The sequence below is a fragment of the Serratia sp. FS14 genome (genome assembly GCF_000695995.1).
Lineage (GTDB): Bacteria > Pseudomonadota > Gammaproteobacteria > Enterobacterales > Enterobacteriaceae > Serratia > Serratia nematodiphila.
In genome coordinates, this window is record NZ_CP005927.1 from 4,089,132 (window position 1) to 4,106,023 (window position 16,892).

Here is a 16,892-nt window from a genome sequence, read left to right on the forward strand (position 1 = left end):
GCATTCCGAAGACGCCGCTACCCCTCCCACGCCGAAGGCCGGTTCTCCTTGCGCCACCTCTCCCCGGCCGCCGTCCCCCGCGCCGGCGGTTTCAATCCGTCTATCGTCCACAGCGAGAACGGCGTTTCGTCCACGTGCAGCTCCCAGCGCAGCCCGCGTGCGGCGATGTAGGGTTGCAGGATGCGGGTGCAGGCCGCCAGAAATTGCTGCAGCTCCGCGTCGTTGTCCATGGCGCGCGCGATATGGTCGATGGCCACCCGCACGAAATCATCGGCCGGTTCGCCGCCGAGATACGCCGATCCTGGCGGCAGCGCGTGGAAAAAGACGTTGACGTAGAAACGCGGCAAAAAGTCCTGATACAGGGCGGTGACTTTCTGCGCGATCGCGCGTTTATCGGCGGCGCTGAAGGCCGGCTCCGGGTGGTAAATCTGCCACAGTGGCATCGCGTTATCTCCTAGGTTTTCCGGCCGGCGTTCAAGCCATCAGCCGCTGTTAATGACAAACTCCAATAATAAGAGTAATAACTCCAATTATTGAAGTTATCAAGCCGAGGCGATAACATTCTCGGCAATCAGGCGGCAAGCGGAGGTAAGGCAACGTGAAGGCAAAAGGGTTTGAAGGTATGACGTGCTCGGTGGCGCACGTGCTGTCGGCACTGGGCGATCGCTGGGGCGCGATTCTCATGCGCGATCTATTGCTGGGGCTCTCGCGCTATGACGATTTGCGCCAATCGACCGGCATCACCAACAATACGCTGACCGATCGCCTCAAGGCCCTGGAAAGCCACGGCCTTATCGAAAAGCGGCAATACCAGACGCGTCCCGATCGCTACGAGTATCTGCCGACGGAGAAGGGAAAAGATCTCGGGCTGCTGGTGATGGCGATGATTCAGATTGGCGACAAATGGAATCTGTCCGAGCTGGCCGGGCCGCCGCTGCGCGTGGTTGACCGCGTAACCGGCCACCCCGCCACCCTGCGCGTGGTAGATGCCGTGACCGGCGAATCTCTGCCGCCGCAAAGCCTGGCGCTGGCCGCCGGGCCCGGCGCCGATGAGATCACGCGATGGCGGCTGGCCGTAGGCCAGGCCCGTTAACGGCGCGCTACAGCAGCGCAATCATCTTCAGCAGTTCCACCCGATTACGGATGCCGAACTTCTTGCCGGCATTGTTGAGGTGCGAATAAACGGTTTTCGGGTGCAAATTCAGCCGCCGCGCGGTCTGGCGGATATCTTCGGTGCGGGCGGTTTCACACAGTACCGCCGCCTCGCCAGGCGTGATCGCCGCCGCCCGATGCCGGTTCACCACGCGCCGTTCGCCCGCCGCTTCACGGCGGACTAGCGCCGCGCAGGTTTCCCACACCACCTGCAGCGCTTCCCGTTTGTGCAAAATCGCATCCGGCCGCGCCGCCGCGATAAATGCCAGGATCAGCGGCGAAGTCTTATCGACGAAGAACAGTATCCGGACGTCTTTATATTCAGCGCGGCAAAGGTCAACAAACCTCAAATAGGCTTCGAACCGATAGATTTCATGGGGAAAATCCATGATAATTAAATCAGGCGCCGGGCTTATATTTTTAACGATGTTAATATTAGGCGCAGATAAGGTTATCACCCCACCCCCCAATAATGTTTTCATACCTAACCGGCACAACGACGAACCGTCGATATAAATCACTCTCACTTTAATTCTCCTTATCAGCATGAAAACATGCTTCCACACCTTAGGCAGCTTGTCGCTGTTCTTTTTTGGGGTAATTCGCTTGCAAAGCACACCGATATAAAACATCTTGATAACATGTTTTTCAAATAATCACGCAACAGCCAGCACTTTGATTAATACGCAAAAAAGGCATGAATGTTTCAAATTATTTCATAAACAAAAACCGACGATCCAATAAAAACGCAACGCAATGATATAGATCTATTTTCCATTTTGTATGATATAAGCAAAAATGAAAATAAATGTAACAACCCGCACCACCAACTTATTACCATACGGAAAACACCTATAGGGAAAATTCTTAGTTTGTTAGGATGAAAATCCATGTTTGCCGACGCGTTTAAAAAACAATTGCGCAACATGATTAATCAACAAACGCACGTCAGTAATTTATTACTGTCAGGAAAGCTTTTCTCTAAAGTTAATTAAAGGGTATTTCACATGAATGTTAAATTAGTCGCATTATCCATGCTGGCTCTCTCCGGCGCCTGTGCGGCCGCCTCGTCCAATACCGTGCAATTCAAAGGCGAAGTCAGCACGCAAACCTGTTCGGTGAATATTAACGGCAACCAATCCAACCCGGTCGTGTTGCTGCCGACCGTCGCCGCCAGCCAGCTCGCCACCAAAGGCGCCACCGCCGGCGACACCACCTTTACCGTTAACGTCACGGGCTGTGCGGCGGCGACCAGCGATACGGCGATCAAAACCGTGTTGGCGGGCAACAACCCGACCACCAACGGCAACCTGGGCAACGCGGGCGATGCGGCCAAGGTGTCCATTCAACTGCTGGACAGCGACGCCACCACGCCGCTGTCGTTCGCCAGCGGTTCGACCGTCACCACGTCGGCGATGACGCTAGCGAAAGACGCCACCTCCACCTCGCAGAACCTGGTGGCCCGCTACTACGCGGAAGACACCGGCGTGGCGGCCGGTTCGGTGATCGCCACCGCCCAGTTCGCCATTAGCTACAAATAAGCCGGCGTCAGGCGCCATACCTGTTGATGCCAGCGCCGTTCCTTAGCGGACGGCGCTGAATGACTCGCTCCTTTATCGGTTCACGTTTATGCCGCAGATATCCCGTTCCGCCCGCCGATGGGCCGCCCTGTCGCTTTGCCTGATGAGTTTTGCCGCCACCCACGCCTTGGCCAGCGTAACGCTGCTCGGCAACCGCGTGATCTACCCCGCCGAGGCGCGGGAGAAAACGCTGCAGTTCACCAACGATGACGGCGCCCCGGCGCTGATGCAGATCTGGCTCGACATCAACAACCCGCAGTCCACGCCGGAAAACGCCGATGCGCCCTTTGTCGCCTCGCCGCAAATCTTCCGCATGGATCCGCACAGCGGGCAAATGGTGCGGCTGTCGTTCGTCGGCCAGCCGCTGGCGCGCGATCGCGAATCGCTGTTCTACCTCAACTTCCTGCAGGTCCCCGCGGTGCGTCAGACGGACAGCGACAAGAACAAACTGCTGCTGGTGGTCACCAACCGGCTGAAGGTGTTCTACCGCCCGGCCGCGCTGGCCGGCGACGCCAACCACGTCATCGATCGCCTTAGCCTGCGCCAGGTCGGCAACGCGCTGCGCGTCGACAACCCGACCGGCTACTACGCCAACGTCAGCCAGGCGGTAATTCTGAGCGGCGCGAAGCGCAGCGCCATTCCGCAGGCGGATCTGATCCCGCCGTTTTCACAGGCCAATTGGCCGGTGAACGGGGAAGTGCGGCAGGTCGCGCTGCGCGTCATCAATGACTACGGGGTGGAAATCACGCGCACCCTGAACGTCGCGCGCTGAAACCAGACAGGGAGGTTTTCATGTTCGATGTCCGCAAGGCGACGCCGTTGCCCGCACGCTGGTGCTGCGCGCTGCTGGCGCTGCCGTTGGGCTGCGCCGCCGCCGACGGCTACACCTTCGATCCCGCGCTGCTGCGCGGCAGCGTGCTGAGCAACAGCGCCCTGAGCCAGTTCAACCAGCAGGACGCCGTCGCCCCCGGCAGCTATCAGATCGATCTGTACCTCAACGGCCAGTTTCTCGAGCGCGATCAAATTCGCTTCGTGCGCGCAGGCCAGCAGGTGCTGCCCTGTTTCGATCGGCCGCAGCTGACGCGCTTCGGGCTGAAAAATCCGCCGGCGGCCAAAACGGCATGCCTGCTGCCCGGCCGGGATCTGAAGGACATCATGGTGAACGCCGATATCTCGCGGCTGCGGCTGGATCTCAGCATTCCGCAGGCGCTGTTGAACGGCCGGCCGCGCGGCAGCGTCAATCCCGCCAGCCTGGACAGCGGCGAATCAATGGCCTTCGTCAATTACAACCTCAACCAGTACCACGTCAGCTACCGGCAGGGGCAAACCCGCGATCTCGATTCGACCTACGCCAACCTGAACGGCGGGTTCAACCTCGGGCTCTGGCGCTACCGCCAGCAGTCCAGCTACCGCTACGATCGGGAGTTCGGCGGTCACCTGGACACCAGCCGCCGCTACGTGCAGCGCGCAATCCTGCCCTGGCGCAGCGAAATGCTGTTAGGGGAAGGCTTTACCGACGGGCACTTCTTCTCCGGCCTGGGCTTTCGCGGCATTCAGCTCAGCTCGGACGATCGCATGCTGCCGGATTCACAGCGCGGCTATGCGCCGGTGGTGCGCGGCGTGGCGAAAAGCAACGCGCGCGTGACGGTGCTGCAGGGTAAAAGCACACTGTACGAAACCACCGTGGCGCCGGGGCCGTTCGCCATCAACGATCTGTACGCCACCAACTACGCCGGCGATCTGACCGTGGTGGTGACCGAAGCCGACGGCAGCGTCAGCACCTTCACCGTGCCGTTCGCCGCGGTGCCGGAATCCATTCGCCCCGGCCAGTCGCGCTACTCCGCCATCGTCGGCCGTTCCCGCTACGTCGGCGACAACGATCTGTTCAGCGAAGTGACCTGGCAGCACGGCCTGACCAACGCCCTGACCTTCAACCTCGGCAATCAGCTGGCGGACGGCTATCAGGCGATGATGCTGGGCGGCGTGTACAGCAGCTGGCTGGGCGCCTTCGGCATGGATACCACCTATTCCCACGCCAGCCTGCCGGACGGCGGCGCCTCCGGCTGGATGCTGCACCTCTCTTACAGCCGAACTTTCAGCCCGACGGACACCACGCTATCCATCGCCGGCTACCGCTACTCTACCGAAGGCTTTCGCGATCTCAGCGACGTGCTCGGCGTGCGGCGCGCCGCCGTTACCGGCCAAAACTGGCAGTCCGACTCCTACCGCCAGCGTTCGCGTTTCGAGGTGGCCGTCAATCAGGGCATGGGCGCGTTCGGCAGCCTGACGATGTCCGGCTCGACTCAGGACTACCGCGATCAGCGCGGCCGCGACAATCAGCTCCAGCTGGGCTGGGGGAAAACCTTCGGCAACGGCGTGGCGCTTAACCTCTCCGTCACCCGCACCCGCAGCCTGGGCTACAGCAACGGCGACTACCGCGGCTACGGGCCGCTGGATAACGTCTACAGCGCGCCGCTGGCGCAGAACGCGCAGACCGTCACCGCCCTGTCGCTGAGCTTCCCGCTCGGGCGTTCATCATCCGCCCCCAGCGTCTCGCTGCTGGCCAACCACAGCCAGGGTCAGGGCGGCAACTATCAGGCTGCGCTGTCGGGCAGCGTCGGCGACGAACAGCCGGTCAGTTACGGCCTGAACTTCACCACCGACGACGATCGCCAACAAAGCGTCTGGGGCGGCAACCTGCAAACCCGCCTGCCTTACGCCAACGTCACCGGCTCGTTCTCCACCGCGCGCCAGTACCGACAAGGCTCCCTGTCGCTGCAGGGCGCGGTGGTGGCGCACCGCGGCGGCGTGACATTAGGGCCGTATGTCGGCGACACCTTCGCCCTGATCGAAGCGCCCGGCGCCAGCGGCGCACGGGTGATGGACGGCCAGGGCGCGCGCGTCGATCGCTTCGGCTATGCCCTGGCGCCGTCGCTGGTGCCCTATCACTACAACACCGTCGCGCTGAACCCCGAGGGCATGAACGACAAAACGGAACTGGAAGACGGCCAGCGGCGCGTGGCTCCTTATGCCGGTGCCACGGTGCGCCTGCACTTCAACACCGTGCGCGGCCAGGCGCTGCTGATCACCGCACAGCGGCCCGATAACGCACCGATCCCGATGGGCGCCAACGTCCTTGACGCGGCAGGCAACAGCGTGGGTATGGTCGGCCAGGCCAGCCAGGTGTACCTACGCAGCGATCGGAGCGCCGGCGAACTGACGCTGAACTGGGGCGACGCGCCCGGCCAGCAGTGCACGCTGCATTATCGCCAGCCCGCCGCGGAAGACAGCCCGATTCAGCGGCTCAGCGCCCCATGCCGCTAGCCCGTTTAACTGATCTCAGGAGAGACGATGAAACACATTTCTTATCTGGTCGCCGCCCCGGCGCTGTTCGCCCTGTCGCTGTTCGGCGCCCCCGCGGCGCTGGCGCAATGCACGCGCGTCACCCCCTGGATCGACTCCGGCTGCGATCCTTGCGGGGTGGGCACGGCGCTGGGCCGGGTCAACCTGACCAGCACTTACCTGCAGCCCGTCGGCACGCCGCTCGGCACCAGCGTGTTCGATCTGACCTCCGGCACCCGTTATCCCGATCCCAACAAGGTGCTGTATGAATGCGATGCCGGCGATGTCGGGCAAATTTATGAAGTCTTCGCCACCAACGGCGACGATCGCGTCGGCGGCTATTACGATCTGGGCGCCCAGGACGGCAACCCCAACTATTACGCCACCTACTTCCCCTACGTCGGCATCCGTTTGACCCACCTGGATTCCGGCAAGGTTTTTACCCGTTACTGGCAGTCGGCGCCGATTACCCGCTACGCCACCGTCGGCAACAAAATCCAGATCCGGGTGAAAGACTTCAGCGCCATCCGCGCCGATCTGATCCGCATCAGCTCGCTGCCGGGCGCGGGCGCCAGCAACTACTGCGGCTACAGCGCCGGCAACCCGCTGGTGGGCATGGCGTCGACCACCGGCAATTCGAACTATACCTGCACGCAGCCGAACGGCTATGTCACCTTTCAGGGGCCCGGCATCGCTTCGGATCCTATCGGCAGCGATTCCGCCACCAACTACGCCACCTGGGGCACCGGGCGCTGGAACGCGATGGGCATGGGCACCGCACCGATCTCCTCATTGACCTATACCGCCACCTGCGTGGCGCGCAACGTCACGCCGCTGGTGATCCTGCCGACCATTTCCGTCAGCCAGTTGACCGCCGGGCAAACCTCACAGGCGCAGTTCACTATCAATATCGAATGCGACAACGCCGCCGTGTCCGGCGTCAGCAGCAACAATACCGCCCTCGGCCTGCAGGTACCGTATGAAAGCTATGTCGCGGCGCAGCAGCTCGGGCTGGTCAGCGCCAACGGCGGCGTGAGCTACCTGCTCTCCAGCGGCTACGGCACTGACAGCAGCATCGCCACCGGCGTGGGCATCGCACTCGCCAACGCCGGCAACGGCGCGCCGATGAACTTTGTCGGCTGGACGCGTTGCAGCGCCGGGCAATGCCCGCAGGGCAACGACGCCGGCTGGTACCCGGTGCTCAACGGCGCCAGCGGCGGCGGCAGCACCGCAGCGGGGTTTACCCACTACACCACCCAGCTCACCGCCACGCTCGCCCGGCTGCCCGGGCAAACCGTCACCGCCGGCAAGGTGGACGCCAGGGCCTACGTCTGGGTTAAGGTGCAATGATGAGAAAGAAATATCTGACGATGGGATGCGCCCTGCTGCTGGCGCTGGCTTCCATCGGCGCGCAGGCGGGCATCATCGCCTCCGCCACGCGGGTGATCTTTCATGAGGGCGAGACGGAAAAAACCCTGATGCTGCTCAACACCAACGGCTACCCGATCGTGGCGCAAACCTGGGTCGATAACGGTGACGTCAACGCCGCCCCCGAACTGTCCCGCGCGCCGTTTGTCACCCTGCCCAGCGTTTTCGCCCTGCCGCCTTCTGCGCTGAAAGGGCTGCGCATCCTGTTTGCCGGCGCTAACCTGCCCGCCGACCGGGAGTCGGTATTCTGGCTCAACCTGTATGAGATCCCGCCTAACCCGCCGACCACGCCGCCGCTGGCGTCGCGCGTGACGCTGGCGATGAACACCCAGATGAAGATCTTCTACCGGCCCAGAGCGCTGCAGGGCAAAGCCGAGAACGCGACCGAGGCCGTCTCATTCACGCTGCAAAAATCGCCGGACGGTTATCTGCTGCGCTGTCAAAACCGATCGGCGTTTTATCTCTCGTTCGCGCGCATCGCCGTGCACGCCGACAGGCGCGATTACCCGGTGCGGCAAGAAAGCGACATGATGACCGCGCCGTTCAGCACGCGAGATTATCACCTGGACGGCGTTGCAGCGCCGACACTCCCTTCTCCGGTCACCGTTCAGGCCACTCTCATCAACGACCAGGGCCAACAGATCGTCAAGCCATACACAGCAAACCCATAACGATAAAAAGCAGCACATTTTTTAAGTACAGGAAATAGGGAAAATGAGTCTAAGCAGATTCCAGCTACAGTTTCACCTGGAGAAACAGGCCAACATCATCAGGCAGTCACCGGCGTTCCACGCCGCCATCGTCAAACACGGGGAATTATTGAGGGAGACCTACAAGAAGCATCCGCTGTTTTACAAAATCATTTTCAGGAACAGCCGGTTCATCATCTGCTCCACCATCCTGTCCATTTATTACCACCAGCACGCCGCCGCGCTGAAAGACATCAAAGCCTTTTTCAAAGGGAAGAATATGATCAGCGAGAATTCCCTGGATTCCTTTCTGTTCTTTTTACGGGTCGGGCGCCGGCTGGAGGTCAAACCCTGCGAGCATGACAAACGCCAGTTACGCTATAAGCCTACGCCGCACGCGCTGGCGGAAACCCAGGCGCTGATCGCCTCAATGGCGCGCCCTTATCAGGCGCTGGCGCCACAGATGCCCATCGCGGCGCTGCTGGCGGCGCCCGACTTTCTGTCCACCTTTTTCGCCGCCTACGGGCAACTGATGCTCAAGGAGGTCTACCTGATCGACCTGGTGCCGCAATCCGCGCTGTTTATCAGCAAAGATGCCGGCCACATGGTGCTGTTGATGTTGTTTATCGAAAGCATCCGACAGGACTCCCCCTTTCTGCTGCTCTCCTCGGCGAAAATCGCCAAGTCCTGCTCCGTCTCACGCGCGCACGTGAACCGCATTCTGCAGGCGGCGGAAAAATCCGGCCTACTGACCACCACCAATAATGTGGTGATCGAACTCAACAGTTCGTTCTTCATCATGGCGGAGCGCTATTTTAGTCTCTATTTCACGATGGTCGAATTCGGACTTGAACGGGTTTGGCAAACGCTACAATCCGCCACGCACTCCTGAGCCCTTTAGCGCGCCCGCAGCACCCGATCGATCAGCCCCCAGGCCGCCGCTTCGTCGGCGGTCATAAAGCGATCGCGATCCAACACCCGCTCCACCTCTTCATAACTTAGGCCGCAATGTTGGGCATACAACCGAATCACCGTGTCTTTGGTGCGCTTCATCTCTTCGGCGTGGATCAAGATGTCGGAGGCCTGCCCCTGAAAGCCGCCCAGCGGCTGGTGCACGTGCAGGCTGGCATTAGGCAGCGCCATGCGGTGCCCCGATTCGCCGGCCATCAGCAGGAACGAGCCCATCGAGCGCGCGGTGCCCATGCACAGCGTATGCACCGGGGCGCGGATATACTGCATGGTGTCGTAAATCGCCAACCCGCTGGTGATCACTCCGCCCGGCGAGTTGATATAAAGATGGATGGGTTTTTCCGGGTTTTCCGCCTCCAGAAACAGCAGCTGGGCGCACAGCATTTCGGCCACGTCGTCGTTGACTTCGCCGTTAAGGAACACGATCCGATCGCGCAGCAGACGCGAATAAATATCAAAGGAACGTTCTCCCCGGCTGGTCTGTTCCACCACCATCGGGACGAGCATCATCTTCTCACGCATCGGTGAACTCCTGGGTTGGCAACAAAGGGAAATGTGTTTAACGCGTCAGGCGGCGCGCATCACCGTCGGCGGGCCATCGTTGGCGGCATCGAGCTGGTGGATAATCCGCAGCAGGCTGCCGCCGCCGGCGTCCGGCACGATCTGCAGGGTGACGACGCTTTCGAGAAACGGCGGTTGGTCGTCGCGCAAGCGATAGCTCACCGCCTCGCCCGGCGTGGCGGCCAGCGGCTCGGCCTGCGCCAGATCCCCCGTCGGCAGCCACTGCTCACGCAATTCGGGAACGCTGAGCGCCCGCCACACTTTTTCCGGCGGCGCCTCGAGCGAATATTCCAACACCAGCCGGTCGCGCGGCGGCCGCTCAGCCTGTTTGTTCATTGATCCATGTCCTTCAGCAAAGTTTGCAGCGCGTCGATGCGCGCCGGCCAGTAGGCGCGGTACTTCGCCAGCCACTGGGCGATCTGCGCCAGCCCTTCCGGGTCGACCTGGTAATTGACGCAGCGCCCCTGCCTCGTCTCGCGTACCAGTCCGGCGTTACGCAGCACCGCCAGGTGTTGCGACATCGCCGACTGGCTGATGGGCAGCCCTTCACGCAACGCACTGGCGTTCATGCTGGCGACAGCGAGTTTGTCGAAGATGCTGCGGCGGGTCGGATCGGCCAACGCCTTGAAGATGTCATTTTCGTTCATACAAACACATTAGTATTCACTTATGTATTATGCAAACGCAGAGGCAGATTTTTTTCGCAAGGCGAGACTCCGCGCCGGGGCGCGGAGTCGAGAGGTGAGCAATTACAGCGGTTTATTGCATGCGGGCGTGGTCAGCGCCGGTTGACCGGCAGGCGCCCCCTCCTGCGCTTCCAGCGCGAGACGCGCCAGCGGCATGTCTTCGTGGTAGCGCGCCTCGGCATTCAGAGTCTTTGAGTAGCGGTTGTACTTCCACCAGGCGTAGCCGAGGAACACCACCAGCCCGCCGACGTTATAGAACACGATGGTCATGATGCTGGCGCCGGTCGGGAACGTCGAGGCGAAGAAGCCGACGGTGAAGATGGCGATCAGCACGCTGACGATGGCGATGCCCTGCAGGCGCGAGCCCATTTTGAAATCGCGCGCCACCCGGTCGTACTTCAGCCGCAGATTCAGGTAGGCCAGCATGATGAACAGCGGCGGCAGCATCGAGGCGGCGGCGGTCATGTTGATCAGCGTGTTCATCAAATCCTGCACGCTGCTGGAGCCCAGCGTCGGGATCAGCATCAGCGGGATAACGATGAAGAACTGGATCCAGGCGGCGCGCGTCGGCACGCCGTGCCGGTTCAGGCGGATGGTTTTCTCGCCGAAAATGCCCTTCGGGATCTCGGTGAAGAAAATTTTCACCGGCGCCGCCGTCCACATCAGCAGCGAACCGAACATGGCGGTGAAGGAAACGATGCCGACAAAGCGGTTCATCAGCACCGTCGGCAGGCCAAAGTGCGCCGACAAGCCTTCGAACACCTGTACCGTACCGCCGGTAAAATGCAGGTCGGTGCGGTGCACGAATACGTTAATCAGCAGCGATGACACCGAATACAGCACGCCGATGAACAGCCCGGAAACGATGATCACCTTCACGAAGGCGCGGCTGCCGCCTTTCACATCGTTCACGTACACCGCCACGGATTCCGCCCCGCCCGCCGCCTGGAAGATCCAGGCGGTAATGCCGAGGAACGCCCAGTTGAAGTTCGGCGTCATCGCCTGCACGTTGATCGGATCGGCCGGCTCGATGCCGCCCAGCACCGCCGCGCCCGCCAGGATGATGTAGGAAAACGTCAGCAGCAGCATCAGCGACGAGGTGACGGAGGTCATCGGCCCCAGCAGTTTTGCGCCGCTGTTGGAGATGTAGGTCGAGAAGGCGAACAGGAAGATGCTGATGATCGCCGTGGTCAGCGGCGTAAACACGTAGTCGTAACCTAAAAACGCGTAAGAAGCGTAGGCGATGACGCGCGGCAGCAGCGCGGTGAAGAAAAACAGATTCACGAACCAGTAGGTGTAGGCGGTGATAAACGCCCAGCGCCCGCCGAGCGCGCTTTTGACCCAGGCATAGACGCCGGCCTCGGAGTTGCGGTTGAGCGAGACGAACTCGGCGATGATCAGGCAAAAGGGAATGAAGTAAATGATCGTCGCCACCAGGAATACCGGCGACGAGGCGATGCCGAGCTGAATATTGTTGTTGATCACGTTGTTGAAACTGAACACTGCCGCAAACGTCATCGACAGCAGGCCAAACTTGCCGATGGTGTTTCTGTTCGACGCAGCCATAGAGATTCTCCGAATGGTGTAGGGGACTTCGGTTTGTTGTTATCGATCGGCGGTCGCGCTATTTGTTGATGAAATAGCTGTCTTCCACCGTCACTTTTAAAATGACTTTTTTTACCTTGCCGCTTTCTTTGAAGCGGTGAGCCTGGTGGTTTTCGAAGATCACCACGTTGCCTTTGCCAACCCGGCGCCTCTCGCCTTCGCCGCTGAAAAACTCGCGGTCGGTTTCGTCCTGATAGGGCGCCACCGTCGTCAGCGCCCGTTTGTCGGCGACTTCGACGATCTCGTCTCCCTCGAGGTAGTAGTGCACGTCGAAGTAGCGGCGGTTGCCTTCCAGCCAGCCGTGCTGCCGGCCGGCGCCGACGCTCAGCCGATAGGTCAGCGAGTCGCCGATCGAATGGCACACGTTCGGGCTGATGCGATCGACATTGGCGATCGCCTCCATGCAGCGCAGCCATTTCTTGCCGCTGTGATAAATGCGCTGAAACTCCGTCAGGGATTCGAGAATGATCATGCGTTTTCCTCCGCAGACTGCGGGTGATGAGGGGCCGGCGCGAAGTCATAACCGGCGAGCGTGGCGCCGTCCGTTTGCCGGCCGTCGAACGGCACCAGCGTGAAGCCGTAACTGAACGGCGCCAGATAGACCCGGTGGGTATCCAGCACCTCGGAGCCCCAGGAGTTGGAGCCGAGACCGAGCACCTGATCGTCCAGGTTCAGCGTCAGGCAATCGTCAGGCTCCAGCTCGTTGATGTGCTGGGCCTGATGCAGCATCTCGGCGCTGTACGGCCACAGGCTGAAGTTGATTGGCCGCCGCGGCTGGATGAAGATCCCCTTGCCCGCCGCGTCCTGCAGGCTCAGCCAGCGCACGTCCTGCCGGTTGCCGTTGTCCTGCGGGAACGGATAGTGTTCGAACAGCGCGTCGGCGCGCTGCCGGTAGTGGCCGATAAGGTTGGCCCGGCAGCTGTCGCGGTAGTTCTCGCCCGGCCCGCGGCCGTAGTACTCCACCTGTTCGAAGCGGCGGCTGATGCCGAAATCGAGACCGATTTTCGGGATCACCTGCCGGAAATCGCCGTAAGGCTCGCCGGCCAGATCCAGGCTGACACAGCCCTGCGGAGAGATGCGCCAGCGATAGGTACAGCGCATGCCGAAGTCGAACACCGGCGGCGCGATCAGGCTGTGCACCTCGATCAGCAGGTCCTCCCCCTGCCAGTGTCGGCTGAGGCGGCGGAAATGCTGTTGCATGATGGGGAAGTGATACGGCAGCCAAATCCCCTCATATTCCTGTTTATGGTTATCGATCACCGGTTTGAAGAAGGTGATGCGCGGCGCGCGCCCCACCATTTCTTCATCGTCTACCCGCCACGACAGCAGTTCGCCGCTCAGCAGCGAGAACGCCAGCTGGAACCGGCCGCCGCTGACGAGCAGCTGATGATTTTCCTCGCGGCATTGCAGCGCCGGCGCATCGGCCAACGGTGGAGCCGGTAGCCGCGTCGCCGCCTGGCGCAGATGCTGGTAATGCCCCAGCAGTTGGCCGCTCTCGCTGTAGCGGGTGGCGCTGTCTTTATGCACCGCCACGTCGATCAGCGTTTCCCCCTGCCCCAGCGCCAGCACCGGCAGGTGCATGTCTTCACTCTCGCCCGGCTGCAGATGCGGCAGCTTGAATTCGTAACTCGCCACCTTGCGGCCGTCGGTCTTGACGCTGACCTTCAGCGTGATGTCCGCCAGCGAGCTGAACCAGTAGCGGTTTTTCACCCGCAGCACGTCGCCTGCGCCTTCTTCCGCCGTCACTTCCACCGGGCATAGCACCTGCTGATATTCACGCAGGCCGGGGCCGGGGCGCTGGTCCGGGTAGATCAGGCCGTCCATGCAGAAGTTGTAGTTGTTCGGGTAGTCGCCGTAATCGCCGCCGTACTGGTAGCGCTCGCGCCCCTGCTCGTCGTGGCTCAGCAGACCGTGATCGCACCATTCCCAGATATAGTGCCCCTGCAAACTGGCGTGACGGTTGAACACCGACTGGTATTCGAACAGCCCGCCGGGGCCGTTGCCCATGGCGTGGGCGTATTCACACAGAATGCGCGGTTTGGGGTGCGGGTATTCACCGAAGGCGTTCATCATCGCCACGCGGGAATACATGGTGCTGATCACGTCGGTCACTTCGGCGTCGCGATCTTCTTCGTAGTGGATGAGGCGAGTCGGATCGAGCGCCTTGCAGCGCCGGGCCATGGCGCGAATGTTGCACCCGTAGCCGGATTCGTTGCCGAGCGACCAGATGATGATCGACGGGTGGTTTTTCTGCGCCGCCACGTGGCGCTCGATGCGCTCGACGTAAGCCTGCTCCCAGCGCGGATCGTCGGTAATGCGGCTCAGATCGCCAACGTTGGCAAAGCCGTGGCTCTCCAGATCGGTCTCCGCCATCACAAACAGGCCATAGAGATCGCACAGCTCGTAAAAACGCGGATCGTTGGGATAATGGGCGGTGCGCACCGAGTTGATGTTGTGCTGTTTCATCAGCACGATGTCGCGCTCCATCCGCGCCATATCGACGGCGCGCCCTTTTCGGTGATCGTGATCGTGGCGGTTGACGCCGTGCAGTTTGAGGTAACGCCCGTTGACGTACATCAGCCCGTCGCGCACCGCGATCTCGCGGAAGCCCACCCGCTGCGGCACCACGCCCAGCAGGTTGCCGGCGCCGTCATACAGGCTCAGCAACAGCTGATACAGATAGGGATTTTCCGCATTCCACTGCTGCGGGCGGCTGACCGGCAGCTCGAAACGGCAGATCAGCGCCCGCTCGATGCGCAGATCGTCGCGCCACTGCTCCGCCACGCAGCGATCGCCGTCGAACAGCTGCGCCTGCAGGCGGCAGCCCTCGGCGGCCGGCGATCCGAGATGGCGCAGCTCGGCGTCGATCGCCAACTGCGCGTCGCAATAGCGCTCATCGAAGGTGGTGACCAGCGTCAGGTCGTGAAGGTGAGTGGCGCTCTGGCCGATCAGATAAACGTCGCGGAAGATGCCGGCCATCCACCACATGTCCTGATCTTCGATGTAGGTGGAATCGGCCCACTGCATCACCCGCACCGACAGCAGGTTCTCGCCCTGCCGCACATAGGGGCTGATGTCGAATTCGGCGCACAGTCGGCTGCCCTTGCTGAAGCCGACATAGCCGCCGTTGACGTACACCTCGAAGTAGGTTTCCACGCCGTCGAATTTGATCAGCACTTGCTGGTCCCGCCAGCCGGCGTCGAGCGTAAAGTGGCGCTGATAGGCGCCGGTGGGGTTGTTGGTCGGCACGTAAGGCACGTCGATCGGGAACGGGAAGCCCTCGTCGGTATACTGCAGGTGGCCGTGCCCTTCCAGCTGCCACATGCCCGGCACCGCCATATCGCCCCAGTCGCTCATCGGCTCACGGTAAAACGCCGCCGGCACCTGCGCCGGGTGCTCGAAGAACCGAAAGCGCCAGCGGCCGCTCAGCAGCTGGAAACGCCGGCTGGCGTTGCGATCGAAGCTCAGCGCCTGCCCGGCGTCCGCGTAGCTGAAGAAGCTCGCGCGCGGCGCCAACCGGTGCTCCGACTGTTTTTCAATGTTTTCCCAATTATTCACGTCACGTCTCCCGACACCTGTGCAATGCGGAAACGATAGTAAATATTTAGTAAAAATTACAGTCTATATTTACCAAATGACGACAGGATCACAATAAATCTCAAATGCCTTTTTTTATCATGACGTTAATTTTGAGCGCCAACGCCCCCGCCGAGGCGGGGGCCGGTCAGGCGACGGTGGTGTCACGCAGCTGCAGCGAGCTGGGAACGAAGATCGACAGCGGGACGGCGCGCTCATCGCGCAGCCGCTCCGCCAGCAGGTTGACGGCCTGTGCGCCCATGGTTTCCGAAGGGATGCGCACCGTGGACAAGGCGGGGAAAATAAAGCGGGCGGTGGGAATGTCGTTGACGCTGATTAACGCGATCTGCCCCGGCACCTGAATGCCGTGTTCATGCAGCGCGCGCAGCACACCGATGGCGATCGAATCGGTCGCCACCAGCAGCGCCGGCGGATAGCCATTCTTGCTCTGCAACATCGCTTTGGCGCACTGGTAGCCCGACTGGCTGCTGAAATCGCCGTGGTAAATATCCTGCGGCCGCACCACGTTTTGCTGCCGGCCATACTCGACGAACGCCTGCTCGCGTTGGTCGATGCCGGCCGGATGGTCGCGCCCGCCGATAAAGCCGATGCGCTGATAGCCACGGCCGATGAAGTAATCGATCACCTTGCGGCTGATCTTGTACAGGTCGACATTGACGCAGTCGAAACGCTCATCGTCCACCACGCCGTCGATAAACACCACCGGCGTTTCCTGCTGCCTGAGCTGCTCATACAGCGCAGGCTGTGGCCGGCCGATCACCAGCAGGCCGTCGGCCGCCGGCAGCGCCTTGTCGCCGGTAAAGTCGTAACCGGCGCTCAGCGTCACGCCCAGTTTTTCGCACTGCGTTTCGATGCCGTAGCGCATCGCCAGGTAATAGGGATCGTTGATCTCCACACCCTGCGTATAGGTGAACAGCGCGGCGAATTGCAGGCGATGTCCGCTTTGCCGTTTGGAGGGCGCCACCTTGTATTCGAGGCGCTCCGCCGCTTCCAGGATCTTCTGGCGGGTTTGCGCCTTCACGCTCAGGGTGGGGTCGTCATTCAACACGCGCGAAACGGTGGCGACGGACACATTAGCGGCTTCAGCAATTTCCTTCAGTGTGGCCATAGAGTCCCAATGCACAGACGAAAAACGGTAGCTTAATCGGATAGCGGCGCAACGTACAGTGCCGCCCGCTCCTCTCTTCCCAGACCGGGCCGGCGCTCGCTCATGCAAATCGTTGCCGGGCGCCTGCAGCGAAAGATACCCATTTCACCCGTTGTGATCAAGTTAACGATTTACT

The 16,892-nt window shown here is 61.3% G+C and carries 16 protein-coding genes; 7 read left to right on the forward strand and 9 right to left on the reverse strand.

Features of this window, described 5'->3' with window-relative positions:
• Positions 1-17: 17 nt before the first annotated feature.
• Positions 18-443: a tautomerase family protein gene (locus L085_RS18620; RefSeq protein WP_044031438.1), complete on the reverse strand. Its 426-nt coding sequence runs from the start codon at positions 441-443 to the stop codon at positions 18-20.
• Between the two features lie 179 nt (positions 444-622).
• On the opposite strand from L085_RS18620, the gene L085_RS18625 reads away from it, so the two are divergent.
• Complete coding sequence (locus tag L085_RS18625) at positions 623-1,093, forward strand: helix-turn-helix domain-containing protein (protein WP_021504832.1); 471 nt, start codon at positions 623-625, stop codon at positions 1,091-1,093.
• A 7-nt stretch (positions 1,094-1,100) separates the two neighbouring features.
• On the opposite strand, the gene L085_RS18630 is transcribed toward L085_RS18625, so the two are convergent.
• Positions 1,101-1,541 carry a LuxR C-terminal-related transcriptional regulator gene (locus L085_RS18630; protein ID WP_044031439.1) on the reverse strand — a complete coding sequence of 147 codons (441 nt, stop codon included), beginning with the start codon at positions 1,539-1,541 and terminating at the stop codon, positions 1,101-1,103.
• 618 nt (positions 1,542-2,159) lie between these two features.
• Here L085_RS18630 and L085_RS18635 point away from each other — a divergent pair.
• From L085_RS18635 to L085_RS18660, 6 genes are all read left to right on the forward strand, one after another.
• Positions 2,160-2,693 (forward strand): fimbrial protein, encoded by a 534-nt coding sequence (locus tag L085_RS18635; protein WP_033633310.1) that lies wholly within the window; start codon positions 2,160-2,162, stop codon positions 2,691-2,693.
• Between the two features lie 88 nt (positions 2,694-2,781).
• Positions 2,782-3,504, forward strand: a complete 723-nt coding sequence (locus tag L085_RS18640) for a molecular chaperone (RefSeq protein ID WP_044031440.1) — start codon at positions 2,782-2,784, stop codon at positions 3,502-3,504.
• Positions 3,505-3,524: 20 nt separating this feature from the next.
• Positions 3,525-6,056, forward strand: a complete 2,532-nt coding sequence (locus tag L085_RS18645) for a fimbria/pilus outer membrane usher protein (protein WP_044031441.1) — start codon at positions 3,525-3,527, stop codon at positions 6,054-6,056.
• 27 nt (positions 6,057-6,083) lie between these two features.
• Complete coding sequence (locus tag L085_RS18650) at positions 6,084-7,424, forward strand: fimbrial protein (protein ID WP_044031442.1); 1,341 nt, start codon at positions 6,084-6,086, stop codon at positions 7,422-7,424.
• Positions 7,424-8,173 carry a molecular chaperone gene (locus L085_RS18655; protein WP_044031443.1) on the forward strand — a complete coding sequence of 250 codons (750 nt, stop codon included), beginning with the start codon at positions 7,424-7,426 and terminating at the stop codon, positions 8,171-8,173. Before L085_RS18650 ends, L085_RS18655 begins: the two co-directional genes overlap by 1 nt.
• Positions 8,174-8,216: 43 nt before the next feature.
• Positions 8,217-9,083, forward strand: a complete 867-nt coding sequence (locus L085_RS18660) for a hypothetical protein (protein WP_044031444.1) — start codon at positions 8,217-8,219, stop codon at positions 9,081-9,083.
• A 5-nt stretch (positions 9,084-9,088) separates the two neighbouring features.
• Here L085_RS18660 and L085_RS18665 read toward each other — a convergent pair whose 3' ends face one another.
• The 7 genes from L085_RS18665 to ebgR all read right to left on the reverse strand — a co-directional run bounded on the left by L085_RS18665 (position 9,089) and on the right by ebgR (position 16,717).
• Complete coding sequence (locus L085_RS18665) at positions 9,089-9,682, reverse strand: ATP-dependent Clp protease proteolytic subunit (protein WP_015377556.1); 594 nt, start codon at positions 9,680-9,682, stop codon at positions 9,089-9,091.
• Between the two features lie 45 nt (positions 9,683-9,727).
• Positions 9,728-10,057 (reverse strand): SRPBCC domain-containing protein, encoded by a 330-nt coding sequence (locus L085_RS18670; protein ID WP_015377555.1) that lies wholly within the window; start codon positions 10,055-10,057, stop codon positions 9,728-9,730.
• Positions 10,054-10,368 carry a metalloregulator ArsR/SmtB family transcription factor gene (locus tag L085_RS18675; RefSeq protein WP_004941008.1) on the reverse strand — a complete coding sequence of 105 codons (315 nt, stop codon included), beginning with the start codon at positions 10,366-10,368 and terminating at the stop codon, positions 10,054-10,056. The genes L085_RS18670 and L085_RS18675 overlap by 4 nt, the downstream gene beginning before the upstream one ends.
• Before the next feature lie 102 nt (positions 10,369-10,470).
• Entirely contained in the window at positions 10,471-11,973 is a 1,503-nt protein-coding gene (locus L085_RS18680) for an amino acid permease (protein ID WP_015377554.1), read from the reverse strand.
• Positions 11,974-12,031: 58 nt separating this feature from the next.
• Complete coding sequence (locus tag L085_RS18685) at positions 12,032-12,484, reverse strand: beta-galactosidase subunit beta (protein ID WP_004941002.1); 453 nt, start codon at positions 12,482-12,484, stop codon at positions 12,032-12,034.
• Positions 12,481-15,570 (reverse strand): beta-galactosidase subunit alpha, encoded by a 3,090-nt coding sequence (gene ebgA, locus L085_RS18690; protein ID WP_044031445.1) that lies wholly within the window; start codon positions 15,568-15,570, stop codon positions 12,481-12,483. The genes L085_RS18685 and ebgA overlap by 4 nt, the downstream gene beginning before the upstream one ends.
• 166 nt (positions 15,571-15,736) lie before the next feature.
• Positions 15,737-16,717 (reverse strand): transcriptional regulator EbgR, encoded by a 981-nt coding sequence (gene ebgR / locus L085_RS18695; protein WP_044031446.1) that lies wholly within the window; start codon positions 16,715-16,717, stop codon positions 15,737-15,739.
• Positions 16,718-16,892: the final 175 nt, after the last annotated feature.